Genomic DNA, 13,567 nt, shown 5'->3' on the forward strand with positions numbered 1-13,567 from the left:
CCGGAGTGCGGCGCGCAGCGAATAGTTGAGTACCGCAACTATCTAGCTGGTACTTGCAACCTTCAACTATCTGGGGTTATTCCTCGGGGTCGGAGGAGACGTCAGCGGTGTCGACGGCGAGGCGATGTAGCAGGTCAGCGAGTTGACGGACATCGTCCGGGTTCCAACGGGACAGACGCTCACGCCAAACCGCGGTCGCGGTGGTGGCCACCTCGTCGAGCCGTGAGCGCCCCTCGTCGGTCAACGCGACCAGGCGAGCGCGAGCGTCGTCCGGGTCGGGATGGCGCTCGACCAGACGTAGCCGAACCACCGAGTCGATCTGCCGGGTCAGGGTCGATTTCTCCAACCCGAGGTCGGAGAGCAGGTCCGACATCCGGATCGCGTCGTGGCGGGACAGCAGCACCAGCAACGGGTAGCAGGTCGGGTCGAGTCGAGGATGGATTGCACGGGCACGTGCGCGCATCTGGATGCGGCCGCGGCGCCAGATGTCGGCGAACTCGGCTTCCAGGTCGGTGATCGGATCCGATCCCATCGGCGCCGTGGTCCTTCCCCGCGAATTGTGATCGGTGTTGTCGTCGAACCCCGACCGATCACACACTACCGACCCCGCGTCTGGGCGCCGACCGCAGCGCAATGGCACACGGAATGGAACACGACGCAGCGATACCGCGTTGGACCTCGGTGGTCGGTCGAGAGGCGCCGACCGGAGAGGACCATCGCCACCATGACCGTCGCCGTCGACATCTGGACCGACATCAACTGTCCGTTCTGCTACCTCGGAAAGCGTCGCTTCGAGTTGGCCCTGGCCGAATTCGCTCATCGCGACGAGATCACCGTGGTGCACCGGTCCTTCGAACTCGATCCGACGATCCCCGCCGGCACCAGCGGAACCGTCGAAGAACACATCGCGCACAGGTACGGCATCCCGGTGGAGCAGGCGCAGGCAAACGAACGCGGCATCGCAGCCCAGGCCGCCGAGATCGATCTGCCCTACCAGGCCGGCGGCCGGGACTACGGCAACAGTTTCGACATGCATCGCCTGCTACATCTCGCTGCCGCGCACGGCAAACAGGATGTCATGCTCGATGGCCTGTATGCGGGCAACTTCGCCGACCCGACCCCCGTCTTCGGCGACCGGGAGCGGCTCGTCGCGATCGCGGTGTCCGCGGGCCTCGACGAGTCGGAGGTGCGGTCCACGCTCGATGACCCGGAGGCCTACGCCGACGATGTCCGCCGCGACGAGCAGCAGGCCCGCGAACTCGGGGTCACCGGTGTGCCGTTCTTCGTATTCGGCGGAAAGTATGCGGTGTCCGGCGCCCAGCCGACCGAAACCTTTGCGCGCGCACTGCAACTGGCATGGGAGGAGCGGCCCGTCACGATCGTCGGTGATCAAGACGCCGCCGCATGCGGTCCGGACGGTTGCGCCGTACCCAGCCCAAGCTGAGACCGCGGGCCACTGACAGCACGGCCGGGGCCCGGGCGATGATTCCGGCAAGTACGACAAATGCCGCGACACGTGCGGAAATGGGCGTCGACGAATCCCTGCGGATCGAACATGGCGCTCCTAGAGTTAGCTCCAGTCCGCAGACTCGCCGAGAGCCCATCTCGCGCGAGTCACCAGCCGAGCACGGTCGGGTAAGGGGTCGCTGTCATGTCCACGCCAGGCTCCACTGTGAAGGGTTCGTCGGCGAGCCTGCGTGAACTCACCATCAGGGGCATCATTCTCGGTGGTCTGATCACCCTGGTGTTCACCGCCGCGAACGTCTATCTGGGCCTCAAGGTGGGCCTGACCTTCGCCACCGCGATTCCCGCCGCGGTCATCTCGATGAGCATCCTGCGGTACTTCGCCGATCACTCCGTCGTCGAGAACAACATCGTGCAGACGATCGCGTCGGCGGCCGGAACTCTCTCGGCGATCATCTTCGTGCTGCCGGGCTTGATCATGATCGGGTGGTGGACCGGGTTCCCGTACTGGACGACGGTCGCGGTGTGTCTGATCGGCGGCATCCTCGGCGTGATGTACTCGATCCCGTTGCGCCGCGCGCTCGTCACGGGATCTGATCTGCCCTATCCGGAGGGTGCGGCCGCCGCCGAGGTCCTCAAGGTCGGTGACACCGCGCAGGGTGCCGAGGAGAACCGCCGCGGCCTGCGTGTGATCGTGGTGGGCGGCGTTGTGTCTGCGGTCTTCTCGATCCTCACCCAGACCAAGCTCATCGCCGGGACCATCTCGGGGTATGTGCGGATCGGTCAGGGTGGCACCACATTCGGTGCGGGTCTGCTGTTCTCGTTGATCGGTGTCGGACATCTGGTCGGCATCACCGTCGGTATCTCGATGCTGATCGGACTGTTCATCTCCTACGGTGTGCTGCTGCCGATCCGGACGTGGGGCGATCTTCCCCCGTCCGGCTCGATCGCCGACGTCGTGGACAACGTCTTCACCAACGATGTGCGGTTCATCGGGGCCGGAGCGATCGCGATCGCGGCGATCTGGACGCTGCTCAAGATCATCGGGCCGATCGTGCGCGGTATCAAGGATGCGTTGGTCTCCACCCGCGCCCGTCGCGCCGGTTCGACGGTGGACCTCACCGAGCAGGACATCCCGATCACCATCGTCTCCGGTGTCGTGTTGGCGTCGTTGATCCCGATCGGTTTCATGCTGTGGGACTTCGCGGCCAACACCGTGTTACACGGCAGCGCGGCCGGGATCATCACCGCGAGCATCATCTTCGTGTTCCTCATCGGCTTGATCGTGGCATCGGTCTGCGGATACATGGCCGGTCTGATCGGGTCGTCGAACAGCCCGATCTCGGGTGTCGGGATCGTGGTGGTGCTCGTTGCGGCCGTCGTCATCAAGATCACCTTCGGTAGCGCGAATGACGAACAGTCCGCGGCGCTGGTCGCCTACACATTGTTCACCGCCGCCATAGTGTTCGGCGTGGCCACCATTTCCAACGACAACCTGCAAGATCTCAAGACCGGTCAGCTGGTCGGTGCGACACCGTGGAAACAGCAGGTGGCGTTGGTGATCGGCGTCATCTTCGGCTCCGTGGTGATCCCGCCGGTGCTGCAGCTGATGCAGACCGCGTTCGGGTTCGTCGGTGCGCCGGGAGCCGGCGAGGACGCGTTGCCCGCGCCGCAGGCCGGATTGATCTCGTCACTGGCCGAGGGGGTGTTCGGCGGCGACCTCGACTGGGCGTTGATCGGGGTGGGCGTCCTCATCGGCGCGGTGGTGATCATTGTCGACGAGGTGTTGACCCGCACCGGAAGCAGATTCAGCGTTCCGCCACTGGCGGTGGGCATGGGCATGTACCTGCCGATGTCGGTGACGCTGATCATCCCGATCGGCGCATTCATCGGGCGCGCCTACAACAAGTGGGCCGAGGGGACCGGCAGCAACGTCGAGCGCAAGAAGCGCATGGGCGTGTTACTCGCTACGGGCCTCATCGTCGGCGAGAGTCTGTGGAATGTGGTGTTCGCGGCCATCGTCGCGTCCACCGGCGATGACACCATTCTGGCGTTGCCGTTCATCGGCGACGGATGGGAGACCGGCTCGGAGATCCTCGGTGTGGTCGCCTTCGTCGCCGTGATCGCCTGGCTCTACCGGTGGACGCGTCTGTGGGCGGCAAAGGAGACGCCGGGACCCGACGCGGCGAAGCAATCCTCGTCGTGAGTTCCTAGTGAGCGCACTCTGCGATGGCCTGATCGAGCATCTCGAGCCCGGAGTGCAACTCGTCGTCGGTGGCGGTCAGGGGTGGTGCGATACGGAAGATGCCGCCCATGCCCGGTAGCTGGACGACATTCATGTGCAGGCCGAGGTCGTAGCAGCGGCGCGTCACCGCAGCGCCGAGTTCGTCTGCGCCGGTCTTGTTGTCGCGATCGGTGACCAGTTCGATGCCCTGCATCAGGCCACGACCGCGAACGTCGCCGACCACCTCGTGGCGACCGGCGATGGACAGCAGACCGTCGCGCAGCAAGGCGCCGGCGCGGCGGGCGCGATCATCGAGTTCGTCGCGGATCAGTACGTCGAGCACGGTGTTGCCGACGGCTGCCACGAGCGGATCGGAGACGTGTGTGGTGAAGAACAGGAACCCGCGTTCGTGGGCCATGGCCTCGATCTCGGTCGACGTGATCGTCGCGGCGAGAGGCAATCCCGCGCCGAGAGTCTTCGACAGCGTCAGGATGTCGGGGACTACCTGATCCCGTTGGAACGCATACCAGTCGCCTGTCCGGCAGAGCCCCGTCTGCGACTCATCCAGGATCAACAGCATGTCGCGCTGCTCGCACTTGTCTTTCAGCGCACGCAGATACCCCGGCGGTAGGTCGATCACACCACCGGAGGAGAGAATCGGTTCGACGATGCAGGCGGCCAACGACCCGACCGACTGCGCGTCGATCATCTCGAAACCGAAGTCGAGTTGACGCTGCCAGTCCAGCGAGCCGTCGGGGTGGGTGAAGTCCGGGCGGTAGGCGTTCGGGGTGGGTAGCGCGAGGTTTCCGGCAGCGACCGGCCCGTATCCCCGTCGGCCGGAACTGTAGGTGGCGGCTGCGGCGGCGTGGGTCATGCCATGCCATGACCGGGTGAACGACACGATCTCGTGCTTGCCGGTCACGAGTTTCGCCATCCGGACCGCGGCCTCGTTCGACTCGGCGCCGGTGGTGAGCAACAGGACCTTCTCGAGCGGTTCCGGGAGCGACTCGGCCAAGCGTTGTGCCAGTTGCACGACGGGTGTCGAGAGCATGCCGCTGAACAGGTGATCCAGCGTGCCGACCTGCTCGCGGACGGTTGCGACGATGTCGGGATGGGAGTGGCCCAGGATCGCCGACATCTGTCCCGACGTGAAGTCGAGGAGTGCCCGCCCGGATTCGGTGTACACGTACGAGCCCTCGGCGCGCGCGATCAGATCGGGAGAGAACGAACCGCCGTACCGGACGAGGTGGCGGGTGGGATTGCTCGACATGCCACCCACCGTACGGCCGGCCGGGTCGTAGGCTGCAAGCGAGACCATTCGACGCAGAAAGGCCGACGACGTGCCCGAACCCCTCGACATCGACATCTCCGACGGCGTGGCCGTCTGGACCATCAACCTGCCGCAGGTCGGCAACGCGATCACCGGAGCCGAGGTGATCACGGCCTTCGAACGGGCCGTGGACGAGGCGAACGCGGACCCCGCGGTGCGCGTGGTGATCCTCACCGGGGCGGGACACATCTTCTCGGCGGGCGGCAACGTGCGGGAGATGGCCGACGGTCAGGGATTGTTCGGCCTCGAGGCCGTGGATCAACGTCATGGCTATGCCGATGGCATCCAACGTATCCCGCGGGCGCTACATCGGTGCGAGGTCCCGGTCATCGGGGCGATCAACGGCGCAGCGGTGGGCGCGGGATGCGACCTCGCGATGATGTGCGATATGCGTGTGGCGGCAGAATCCGCGTTCTTCGCGGAGAGCTTCGTGCAGCTGGGACTGATCCCGGGTGACGGCGGCTCCTGGTTCTTGCAGCGCGCCATCGGCTACGAACGGGCCGCCGAGATGACCTTCACCGGCGACCGGGTGGATGCGGCGACCGCCCTCGACTGGGGCCTCGTGGGCCGGGTCGTTTCCGACGACGTCCTGCTCGACGAGGCCACCGCACTGGCCCGACGCATCGCAAAGAACCCGCCGCACGCGTTGCGGATGGCGAAACGATTGCTCACCGAGTCGCGCACCGGCTCCTTGGATTCGACGCTCAATCTGGCCGCCGCGATGCAACCGCTGGCGCACCAGACGACCGAGCACAAGGAGCGGGTCGCGCGGTGGGCGAAACGGTGATCTCGATACGCCACTCACTCCGTTCGCCGCTACTCGATCCAAGGATCTCGATACGCCACTCACTCCGTTCGCCGCTACTCGATCCAAGGATCTCGATACGCCACTCACTCCGTTCGCCGCTACTCGATCCGAGGATCTCGATACGCCACTCACTCCGTTCGCCGCTACTCGATCCGAGGATCTCGATACGCCACTCACTCCGTTCGCAGCTACTCGATCAGCGGTAGGGCGCGCTCTCGGTAACAGCTGGTCGAGTAGTCCGAGGCGCTAGCCGAGGACGTATCGAGACCAGTGACACCACCACGCCTACCCCTGCCGCGGACGCGCAACGAACTCGGTGGCGGCCGCGGCAGCGAGTTCGGCAGCCGCAACGAGCTCGTGGCCCGACGCCAGATGAGCTCCGAGAATCCCGGCAAACACATCCCCCGCGCCAGTGGTGTCCACCGCGCGGACCTGCTCGACGTCTATGCGGCGCACCGCCGAGCCCTCGGCCACGACAACGCCGTGCGCGCCGAGAGTCATCACCGCAGAGCGCGCGACCCTCAGCAACGAACGCGCCGGCGCGACAGGATCGTCGTCGACATCCGGTGCGTAGAACCTCGCCTCGTGCTCGTTGACCACCAGCGGATCCGCAGCGGCGAGCACGTGTGCGGGCAGATCGGCGACCGGGCTCGGATTCAGCAGAAACCGTCGGTCGTGCCGCGAGCACCAGTCCGCAACGGCCTCGGTGACCTCGGGCGGCGACTCGAGTTGGGTGAGAACGACTCCTGGGAACGTGGCGTCGAGAGCGTGGAGTGCGTGCTCCGCCGTCAGCTCCCGGTTGGCACCGGCCAGCACGATGATCCGGTTGTCGCCGTCGTCATCGACCTCGATGAACGCCGTCCCGCTGGCCTCGCGGGCCCGGAGCACATGGGACACGTCGACTCCGCCGGCACGCTGCGCGGCCAGGAGTCGCCCGCCGTCCTCATCATCACCGACGGTCCCGATCAGAGCGGTGGGCGCATGCCGAGCTGCCGCGAGCGCCTGGTTGGCGCCCTTGCCGCCGAGGCGCTGCGACACCGACCGCCCCATGATCGTCTCGCCGGCCTCGGGCATCCGCTCCACCTGGATGATCACGTCGACGTTGAGCGTGCCGACCACCGCGACGTCGACGGGCGAGTTCATAAGGGCCAGTATCCTCAGTGCCCGTCGCTCTCGAGGAACTTCGGATGGTCCAACCGCCAGGTCAGCACCGCCACGACCACCGCGACCGCGGCGAGCGTGAGCAGTGAATTGCGTTCGTCGAAGGCGTTGAACAAGATTCCGCCCACGATCGCGCCGGTCAGGAAGCCCGCGTAAGTGCTGGCGTGCGCCACCCACCCCCACCGCTTCCGGCCGGCGAGATGCAAACCGATGCCCTGTCCGATCTTGACCAGCGTCCCGGTGACGTACGACAGCGGCATCACGACCTCGCCTTTGCGGCTGATGGAGGTGTTGAGAGCGCCGAGCCCGAACGCGAGGCACAGCACCGGCGCTATGCCGAACTCGTCCTTGGGTGAGTTCAGGGTGGCGTCGGAGATCGACGCGGCCACGGTCGAGGCGGCCGTCAGCACGGTTGCGCCGTGGCGGGCTTTGCGCCAGAGATGGATTCGTGCGAGCGTCGCAACGATCACGCCGAGCACGAAGGTGAGTACGGTGACCAGCGCGGTGAAACCGAGGACGTGGGCGCCTTGGATGTGTTCGAGGACCATCCGTTCGGTGTTGCCCGTCATGAAGGTGACATACCAGCCGGAGGAGTACAACCAGGCGGCGGCGCCGGTCGCGCCGGCCAGTCCCGCCAGTACCGCGGCCAGGAGCATCTCGCGGCTGTCGTAGAAGGGGCCCAGGAGTTCCTTGCGCGTCTGTGACGTGGGCGGCGCGTGGGTGGTGGTCATCTCGTCGACTCCAGTCGTGGTCGGTGGTCGAGCGTTCGGCCTTCGCCGACTGTTGGACTCGTCGGGCATCTCCAGCCCACCCGAAGCGCGCGGCCCGCGCCACGTGAAACCGACCACAGACGGACCCTCTGGACGCGCGGCCACACACCTCGCCGAACAGCGGTCTACCGATAGTGGACCATGTTTTACATCACTAAACGGTCCTGTCATCCCCGTGTAACACGATCTGGGTTTCATGAGGTCGAACAAAGTCCACTGATGTTAGCCATGTGCGTCAGTGGTCACGAAATATCGATCGAGGAGGACCTATGAGCGTCGACAGCACCGAGACCACTGCGGCACCGTTCCTGGTGACCAGCGGCGCGTGGCAGAACCTGCCCAAGATGCCGGAATCGGAGTATCCCGGCACCCAGGGGTTCATCGGCGACGTCTACGAGAACCCGCAGGGCAGCGTCATGTGCTCGGGATACTTCGAACTGCGCCATACCGACGAACCGCTCTACTACGAGTACGAGTACGACGAGATGAAGGTCGTCCTCGAGGGTGAGTTCCTGTTGGAGAACAAGGAGACGGGTCAGACTCAGGTCGCGAAGGCAAAGGACGCCATTTTCTTCCCGAAGGGTTCCAAGATCTACTTCAGCACCCCGAGTTACGCGCTGGCGTTCTACGCCGGCCACCGCGACGCCGACCTGCTCTGAGGCTCCATGTCGCAGATCGCCTATTCCAGCATCCCGGCGTGGGCTCGCCCCGCCGCACCGACCGATGATGCGCCGTTCGACCTCTCGGGTCGTTCGTACATCATCGTCGGTGTGGGACCGGCCGCGACCGAACCGGTACACCGCTGGGCCACGACCGTCGGGAGCGACAACCTCTGTTGCGCTCTGACATTCGAGGACGTCGACCAGGCGGCAGCCACGCTTCGTCACGAGCTTCTCCGGGCGCGGGTCGGGGTGCGGGTGGTGATCCTCGCCCCGCGCGGCGCGGCGCTCGCACTGCGCGGGGTTGCCACCACCGCCGGTCTCATGGATGACGAGATCGGCGTGACCGTGGTCGGCGTCGACGCGATCGAGGTGTTCTGTTCGCATTGCACGGCGCTGACCCGCACCGACCTCGGGGTCGACGACATCATCGACTGTGCGGGGTGCGGCCGCCACCTGCTGATCTACCACCACGTCTCACGCCGGTCCGGGCACTACCTCGGCTTCATGGTCGACGCCGAGACCGCTTCGGTTGCAGAAGGAGTGACGCAGTGACCATCGCCATCTCCGGAACGTCGACGGGTACGGCGCGTGCCGAATCGTCGACGTTGCGCCTCGTGGTCAGCGCCATCGAGGATGCGGCACCGGGTATTCGGAGCTTCACCCTCGCCGCCCCCGACGGGGCCGAGCTTCCCGGCTTCGTCGCGGGCAGCCATCTCGTGATCACCGCGGGTGAACGCACCAACGCCTACAGCCTCACCGGCGACGGAGTGGCGCCGAGGCGTTACTCGATCTCGGTGCTGCGTCTGCACGACGGTCTGGGCGGATCACGTTGGATGCACGATGCGGTGTCGGTGGGCGACGTGGTCGATGTCGAGATCCCGCGCAGTGCCTTCGCACCCGAGGCGCGCGCCGCCAAACATCTGCTCATCGCCGGTGGTATCGGGATCACCCCGATCCTGTCGCATCTGCGTGCGGCGCGACGATGGGGACGTGATGTCCAGGTGCTGTACTCGTTTCGCGAAGGCCGGGCCGCGCACGTCGACGACATCGTCGCACTGGCCGGTTCGCGCGCGGAGCTGTTCACCGATCAGCCGGCCTTCGTCGAACGACTTGCCGAGACCCTGATCGATCAACCGATCGGGACACACCTGTACGTGTGCGGACCGGCGGGGATGATCGACCACGTCGTCGACGCCGCGGCCCGACTCGGCTGGCCGGCATCACGCATCCATTTCGAACGCTTCGGCACCGATGCGCTCGACGCAGGCGACCCGTTCACCGTGCACCTCACCGAGTCCGACACCACAGTCGACATTCCCTCGGGCACCTCGGTTCTCGAAGCACTCGAGGCCACCGGTCGTGACATCCCCAATCGCTGCCGGCAGGGGGTGTGCGGCGAATGCCGCCTGCCGCTGTCGGGGGGAGCCGCACTACACCGAGATCTGTACCTGACCGATGCGGAGAAGAGCGCCGGGGACGCGTTCATGCCGTGCGTCTCCCGCGCCGCCGAAGGCACCATTCTGGAGGTACCACTGTGACCACCGCGCCGACCGAGTCGCCCACCGATTCCGCTCTGGTGACCGGTTTCCCGTTCCCGTTCGTCGACGACCACTACCGCTACAGCACCAACGTCGAGCCCGCCGACCACACCGTGACGACTGCCGCCGGCCAGTGGGGCGATGTCGTCATTGACGTCGACTCCGAGTACCAGGCCGAGATCGACGAACGCGCAGCAATTCTCGCGGTCGATCCCTCGCGTTCGGCCCTGCTTCCCCACATGCGTCCGGCCGCCTGGGACGCGATGGTGACCATCATGCGTGAGTTGGCGACCGCGTATCCGGACGAGTTCGTGCTGCGCACCGCAGGCGACCACTGGCAGTGGGAGAACCACAAGCTCGGGGTCGCCGACACCTTCTCCTATGGCGACGACACCACACTCCCCAGCGATCCGCTGAGCTACATCTGCGGACAGATCCAAGAAGACGTCGTCCTCCTCGACCAGCGCGACGGCCAACTCTTCGCCGACGCCGGGGTGGTCACCTTCGCCGCGGACTGGAGCTTCGGATTCGACGTGGGTATGGCCTTTTTGGAGATCCACGGACCGGTGCCGCGGGTGCGTGAGGAAGGGGTGATCACCCGCGCCCACGAGTTCATCAAACGTCTCCAGCCGCATCGGCCGTATCGCCGCACCAATTGGACCCTGACGATCGGACGCCGCCTGGATGTCTCCACCGAGCGTTACCCGGAGTGGGGACCGGACCGGGAGATGATCCAGCACGTCGACGACGAGACCTTCGGTCGACTCGTTCACCTGCGGGTCGAGGTGCAGCACCTGATCCGGCTGCCCGACTCTGGCGCGGTGATGTTCCTCATCCGCACCTACATGCTTCCGCTAGAAACCCTTGCCGCCGTGGAACCATGGCGGCGGCGGACCGCCGAGGTCGTCGCCGAGCTCCCCGACGACATGGCCGACTACAAGGGCATCATCAAGTACCGCAGTCGTGCTGCGGAATGGTTGCGCGCCGCGCAGGTTGCTCCGGCAGCGCAGGAGATCGACGAGCGTCCCGGTGAAGGGCTGCCCCAGTGGCCCGCAGTGCCCGATCCCGTCGATCCGGGTGCGGCGTCATTCCTCATCGTCGCCATTGGCGATGACCCGAAGACCGGCGAGGTGGCAGGCGGCTGGGTCACCGCGGCCGAACCGATCGGCCCCACCCGACTAGTCGTCCTCGACGCATTGAGCGAGAACGAGGACCGTGCCGCCCTGCAGTCGGCGCTCGAGCGGGCGACCACCGGTGTCCGCATCCACCTGGTCGGCGGGCAGTACGACGTGCTGACCGCGCTTGCGGTGGCCCGCGAATCCGGCGCCGTGGCAGCGGAACTGTCCGCATTCGTCGTGCACACCCGCGACCTGCCCGTCTACTGCGCGCAATGCCGGGACACCTTCCGCGTCGTCGGCGCGCCCGGCGAGGCCGCTGCCTGTCCCGGATGTGCTCGGACGTTGGAGGTCCACCAACACCACTCCGCCGTCCGCGGCGGATTCCTCGCCTCCTCGGCCGAGCCCGGAGCCGTCTCATGACGATCGCCGCCGAGGCGCCGGCCGGTCACCTGCACCCTGGCAACACCACCTCGATCCGACCCATGCGCGTGGTGGCGATCACCCGACTCACCGACGCCATCAGCCACTTTCGGTTGGTCCCGGCCGACGGGGCACCGCTGACACCGTTCGTGCCGGGCAGCCACCTCATCGTCACGGCCGGCGCCCACCGCAACGCCTATTCCCTGGTCGATGACGGCTTCCTGCCCACAAGTTACGGCATCTCGGTCTTGCGCCGGAACGGTAGCGACGACTCGGATCGTGGTGGCTCGGACTGGATGCACCGCAACGTGTCCGAAGGAACGGTGCTCGACGTCGAAGGGCCGCGGTCGATGTTCGCACCCGTCTGGAATCAGCGTCACACACTGCTCGTCGCCGGAGGGATCGGCATCACCCCGGTCCTGTCGCACCTGCGCTCGGCGCTGCGACGTGGAACCTCGGCCGAGGTGATCTACTCCTATCGGCGCGCCGGTGGCGCCCACCTCGATGAGCTGCGAGACCTGGCCACCCATCCCGACATCGGTCTGTACGAGGTCTCCGGTGCCGACGACACCCGTTGGCTGCTTGCCGAACGGTTGGCCCAACAACCGCTCGGCACCCACGCCTACGCCTGCGGTCCGGCGCCGATGTTGGAGACCTACCTCGAACTCGCCGGTGCCGCGGGGTGGCCCGCCTCCCGAGTCCACCTCGAACGCTTCGCCGCGCCCGAACAGGATCCCGGTGATCCGTTCACCGCGACAGTGCGCTCGACCGGCGCCCGGATCGACATCCCCGCCGGCATGTCGCTGCTACAGGGCCTGCTCGATCACGGCGTGCCGGTGCCGAACCTGTGCCGGCAAGGCGTGTGCGGGGAATGCCGGATCGGGGTCCGGTCCGGCGTCATCGAGCATCGTGACTTCGTACTGACCGACGACGAACGTGCCGCTGCCGACAGCATGCTGTGCTGCGTCTCCCGCGGCCAGAACATCGAGGTGAATCTGTGACCATCGAATCACGATCCGCCGCAGACTTGCCGATTTCCGAAGGCACGGATCACCTCGCGAACCTGCCGTGGCCGTTCCCCGACGACCTCGAGCAGTTCCGGTACAGCGTCAACGTGGAACCCGCCCGCGTACCGCGCGTCACCCGCGGTGGTGAGTGGGGTCGACACATAGTCGACCTCGGCGGTACCGAATACCCGGCTATCATGGCCGACCGCCGACGCATCCTCGACAGCGACCCCCACCGCGTCAAGGTGCGTCCGGGAATGGAACCGGCCTGCTGGGATCTGTTGCTCTACTACCTGCGTGATCTGTCCCTGAGCTATCCGTCGGTGATGCACCTGACCGAACACCCGGAGCATCGATTCCATTGGCGCAATGAGCTTCTGGGAACCGACCAGTACTTCGTGCTCGGCGACGACGCATCCCTGCCGGGCGGTCCGTTGGAGTTCCTGGCCCGCGAGGTGCCCGACGACCTGCTCTTGGTGATCGAACGCGACGGACACCTCTACTTCGATGCCGGTGCGGTGACCTTCGCCGCCGCGTGGTCGGTGTCCTTCGACGTCGGTATGGACATGTACGAGATCCACGCCCCGGTACCGGGATTGACCCGCCAGGGTATCGTCTCCCGCGCCGAACAGTTCCTGCGCCGACTGCCTGCCGACCAGGTCTACCGTCGACTGAACTGGACGCTGTCCGCATCGGATTCTCCCAAGCTCGACGTCAGTCTCGAGGAATTGCCGGAGTGGGCGGACGACATCCCACAGATGCTGCGCGACAGAGATTTCGGACGTGCGCGTCTACGTATCGAACTCGAGCACTTCATTCGGCTCCCGATGACCGGTGCGGTGACCTTCAACATCCGCACCTTCATGGCCTCGCTGGCAGAGATCAAGCGGATTCCCGCCTGGGCGGCCCAACTGGCCACCGTCATCGAGACGCTCAGCGAGCCGATCGCCTCCTACAAGGGATTTCTGGAGTACCGCGACGACGTCGTGGCCTACCTACGCGAAGAGTAGATCCACCGTCGATCAAATCTTCGCATCATCTGTCCACCTAAAACACCCAAGGATT

The 13,567-nt window shown here is 66.0% G+C and carries 13 protein-coding genes; 9 read left to right on the plus strand and 4 right to left on the minus strand.

All coding sequences use genetic code 11. From position 1 onward, the window contains the following. Window positions 1–76: 76 nt before the first annotated feature. Window positions 77–532, minus strand: coding sequence for a MarR family winged helix-turn-helix transcriptional regulator (locus OSB52_RS05335; RefSeq protein ID WP_235722994.1), 456 nt, complete (start codon window positions 530–532; stop codon window positions 77–79). Between the two features lie 192 nt (window positions 533–724). On the opposite strand from OSB52_RS05335, the gene OSB52_RS05340 reads away from it, so the two are divergent. Beyond that, on the plus strand, window positions 725–1,444 hold the full coding sequence (locus tag OSB52_RS05340) for a DsbA family oxidoreductase (RefSeq protein ID WP_266060582.1): 720 nt from the start codon (window positions 725–727) through the stop codon (window positions 1,442–1,444). A gap of 207 nt (window positions 1,445–1,651) precedes the next feature. Then, the gene (locus tag OSB52_RS05345) at window positions 1,652–3,670 is read left to right on the plus strand and encodes an OPT family oligopeptide transporter (protein WP_266060583.1); all 2,019 of its coding nucleotides are present in this window, start codon (window positions 1,652–1,654) and stop codon (window positions 3,668–3,670) included. Window positions 3,671–3,674: 4 nt separating this feature from the next. Here the strand turns inward: OSB52_RS05345 and OSB52_RS05350 are convergent, their stop codons facing one another. Further along, entirely contained in the window at window positions 3,675–4,958 is a 1,284-nt protein-coding gene (locus OSB52_RS05350) for an aspartate aminotransferase family protein (protein ID WP_266060584.1), read from the minus strand. A gap of 70 nt (window positions 4,959–5,028) precedes the next feature. On the opposite strand from OSB52_RS05350, the gene OSB52_RS05355 reads away from it, so the two are divergent. Next, the gene (locus tag OSB52_RS05355) at window positions 5,029–5,805 is read left to right on the plus strand and encodes a crotonase/enoyl-CoA hydratase family protein (RefSeq protein ID WP_235722990.1); all 777 of its coding nucleotides are present in this window, start codon (window positions 5,029–5,031) and stop codon (window positions 5,803–5,805) included. Between the two features lie 306 nt (window positions 5,806–6,111). Here OSB52_RS05355 and OSB52_RS05360 read toward each other — a convergent pair whose 3' ends face one another. Together OSB52_RS05360 and OSB52_RS05365 are read right to left on the minus strand one after the other, a co-directional pair. Further along, entirely contained in the window at window positions 6,112–6,969 is an 858-nt protein-coding gene (locus OSB52_RS05360) for a ribokinase (RefSeq protein ID WP_266060585.1), read from the minus strand. 14 nt (window positions 6,970–6,983) lie between these two features. Beyond that, window positions 6,984–7,718 (minus strand): YoaK family protein, encoded by a 735-nt coding sequence (locus OSB52_RS05365; RefSeq protein ID WP_266060586.1) that lies wholly within the window; start codon window positions 7,716–7,718, stop codon window positions 6,984–6,986. A 308-nt stretch (window positions 7,719–8,026) separates the two neighbouring features. On the opposite strand from OSB52_RS05365, the gene OSB52_RS05370 reads away from it, so the two are divergent. Genes OSB52_RS05370 through OSB52_RS05395 form a run of 6 tightly spaced genes read left to right on the plus strand, consistent with a single transcriptional unit; the run spans window position 8,027 to window position 13,512 of the window. Next, entirely contained in the window at window positions 8,027–8,416 is a 390-nt protein-coding gene (locus tag OSB52_RS05370) for a cupin domain-containing protein (RefSeq protein ID WP_235722987.1), read from the plus strand. Window positions 8,417–8,422: 6 nt separating this feature from the next. After that, window positions 8,423–8,971: a dimethylamine monooxygenase subunit DmmA family protein gene (locus tag OSB52_RS05375; protein ID WP_266060587.1), complete on the plus strand. Its 549-nt coding sequence runs from the start codon at window positions 8,423–8,425 to the stop codon at window positions 8,969–8,971. Then, entirely contained in the window at window positions 8,968–9,957 is a 990-nt protein-coding gene (locus OSB52_RS05380) for a PDR/VanB family oxidoreductase (protein WP_235722985.1), read from the plus strand. The genes OSB52_RS05375 and OSB52_RS05380 overlap by 4 nt, the downstream gene beginning before the upstream one ends. Further along, complete coding sequence (locus OSB52_RS05385) at window positions 9,954–11,495, plus strand: heme-dependent oxidative N-demethylase family protein (RefSeq protein ID WP_266060588.1); 1,542 nt, start codon at window positions 9,954–9,956, stop codon at window positions 11,493–11,495. Before OSB52_RS05380 ends, OSB52_RS05385 begins: the two co-directional genes overlap by 4 nt. Then, complete coding sequence (locus OSB52_RS05390; protein WP_266060589.1) at window positions 11,492–12,496, plus strand: PDR/VanB family oxidoreductase; 1,005 nt, start codon at window positions 11,492–11,494, stop codon at window positions 12,494–12,496. The genes OSB52_RS05385 and OSB52_RS05390 overlap by 4 nt, the downstream gene beginning before the upstream one ends. Beyond that, on the plus strand, window positions 12,493–13,512 hold the full coding sequence (locus OSB52_RS05395; RefSeq protein WP_235722982.1) for a heme-dependent oxidative N-demethylase family protein: 1,020 nt from the start codon (window positions 12,493–12,495) through the stop codon (window positions 13,510–13,512). The genes OSB52_RS05390 and OSB52_RS05395 overlap by 4 nt, the downstream gene beginning before the upstream one ends. The last annotated feature ends 55 nt before the right edge of the window (window positions 13,513–13,567 follow it).

The sequence above is a fragment of the Gordonia aquimaris genome (assembly GCF_026262595.1).
GTDB classification, from domain to species: Bacteria; Actinomycetota; Actinomycetes; order Mycobacteriales; family Mycobacteriaceae; genus Gordonia; species Gordonia tangerina.

What these genes read in the sequence shown, in the direction of transcription:
- OSB52_RS05335 (WP_235722994.1), bottom strand. Translation starts at nt 532, where the DNA reads ATGGGATCGGATCCGATCACCGACCTGGAAGCCGAGTTCGCCGACATC.
- OSB52_RS05340 (WP_266060582.1), top strand. Translation starts at nt 725, where the DNA reads ATGACCGTCGCCGTCGACATCTGGACCGACATCAACTGTCCGTTCTGC.
- OSB52_RS05345 (WP_266060583.1), top strand. Translation starts at nt 1,652, where the DNA reads ATGTCCACGCCAGGCTCCACTGTGAAGGGTTCGTCGGCGAGCCTGCGT.
- OSB52_RS05350 (WP_266060584.1), bottom strand. Translation starts at nt 4,958, where the DNA reads ATGTCGAGCAATCCCACCCGCCACCTCGTCCGGTACGGCGGTTCGTTC.
- OSB52_RS05360 (WP_266060585.1), bottom strand. Translation starts at nt 6,969, where the DNA reads ATGAACTCGCCCGTCGACGTCGCGGTGGTCGGCACGCTCAACGTCGAC.
- OSB52_RS05365 (WP_266060586.1), bottom strand. Translation starts at nt 7,718, where the DNA reads ATGACCACCACCCACGCGCCGCCCACGTCACAGACGCGCAAGGAACTC.
- OSB52_RS05370 (WP_235722987.1), top strand. Translation starts at nt 8,027, where the DNA reads ATGAGCGTCGACAGCACCGAGACCACTGCGGCACCGTTCCTGGTGACC.
- OSB52_RS05375 (WP_266060587.1), top strand. Translation starts at nt 8,423, where the DNA reads ATGTCGCAGATCGCCTATTCCAGCATCCCGGCGTGGGCTCGCCCCGCC.
- OSB52_RS05390 (WP_266060589.1), top strand. Translation starts at nt 11,492, where the DNA reads ATGACGATCGCCGCCGAGGCGCCGGCCGGTCACCTGCACCCTGGCAAC.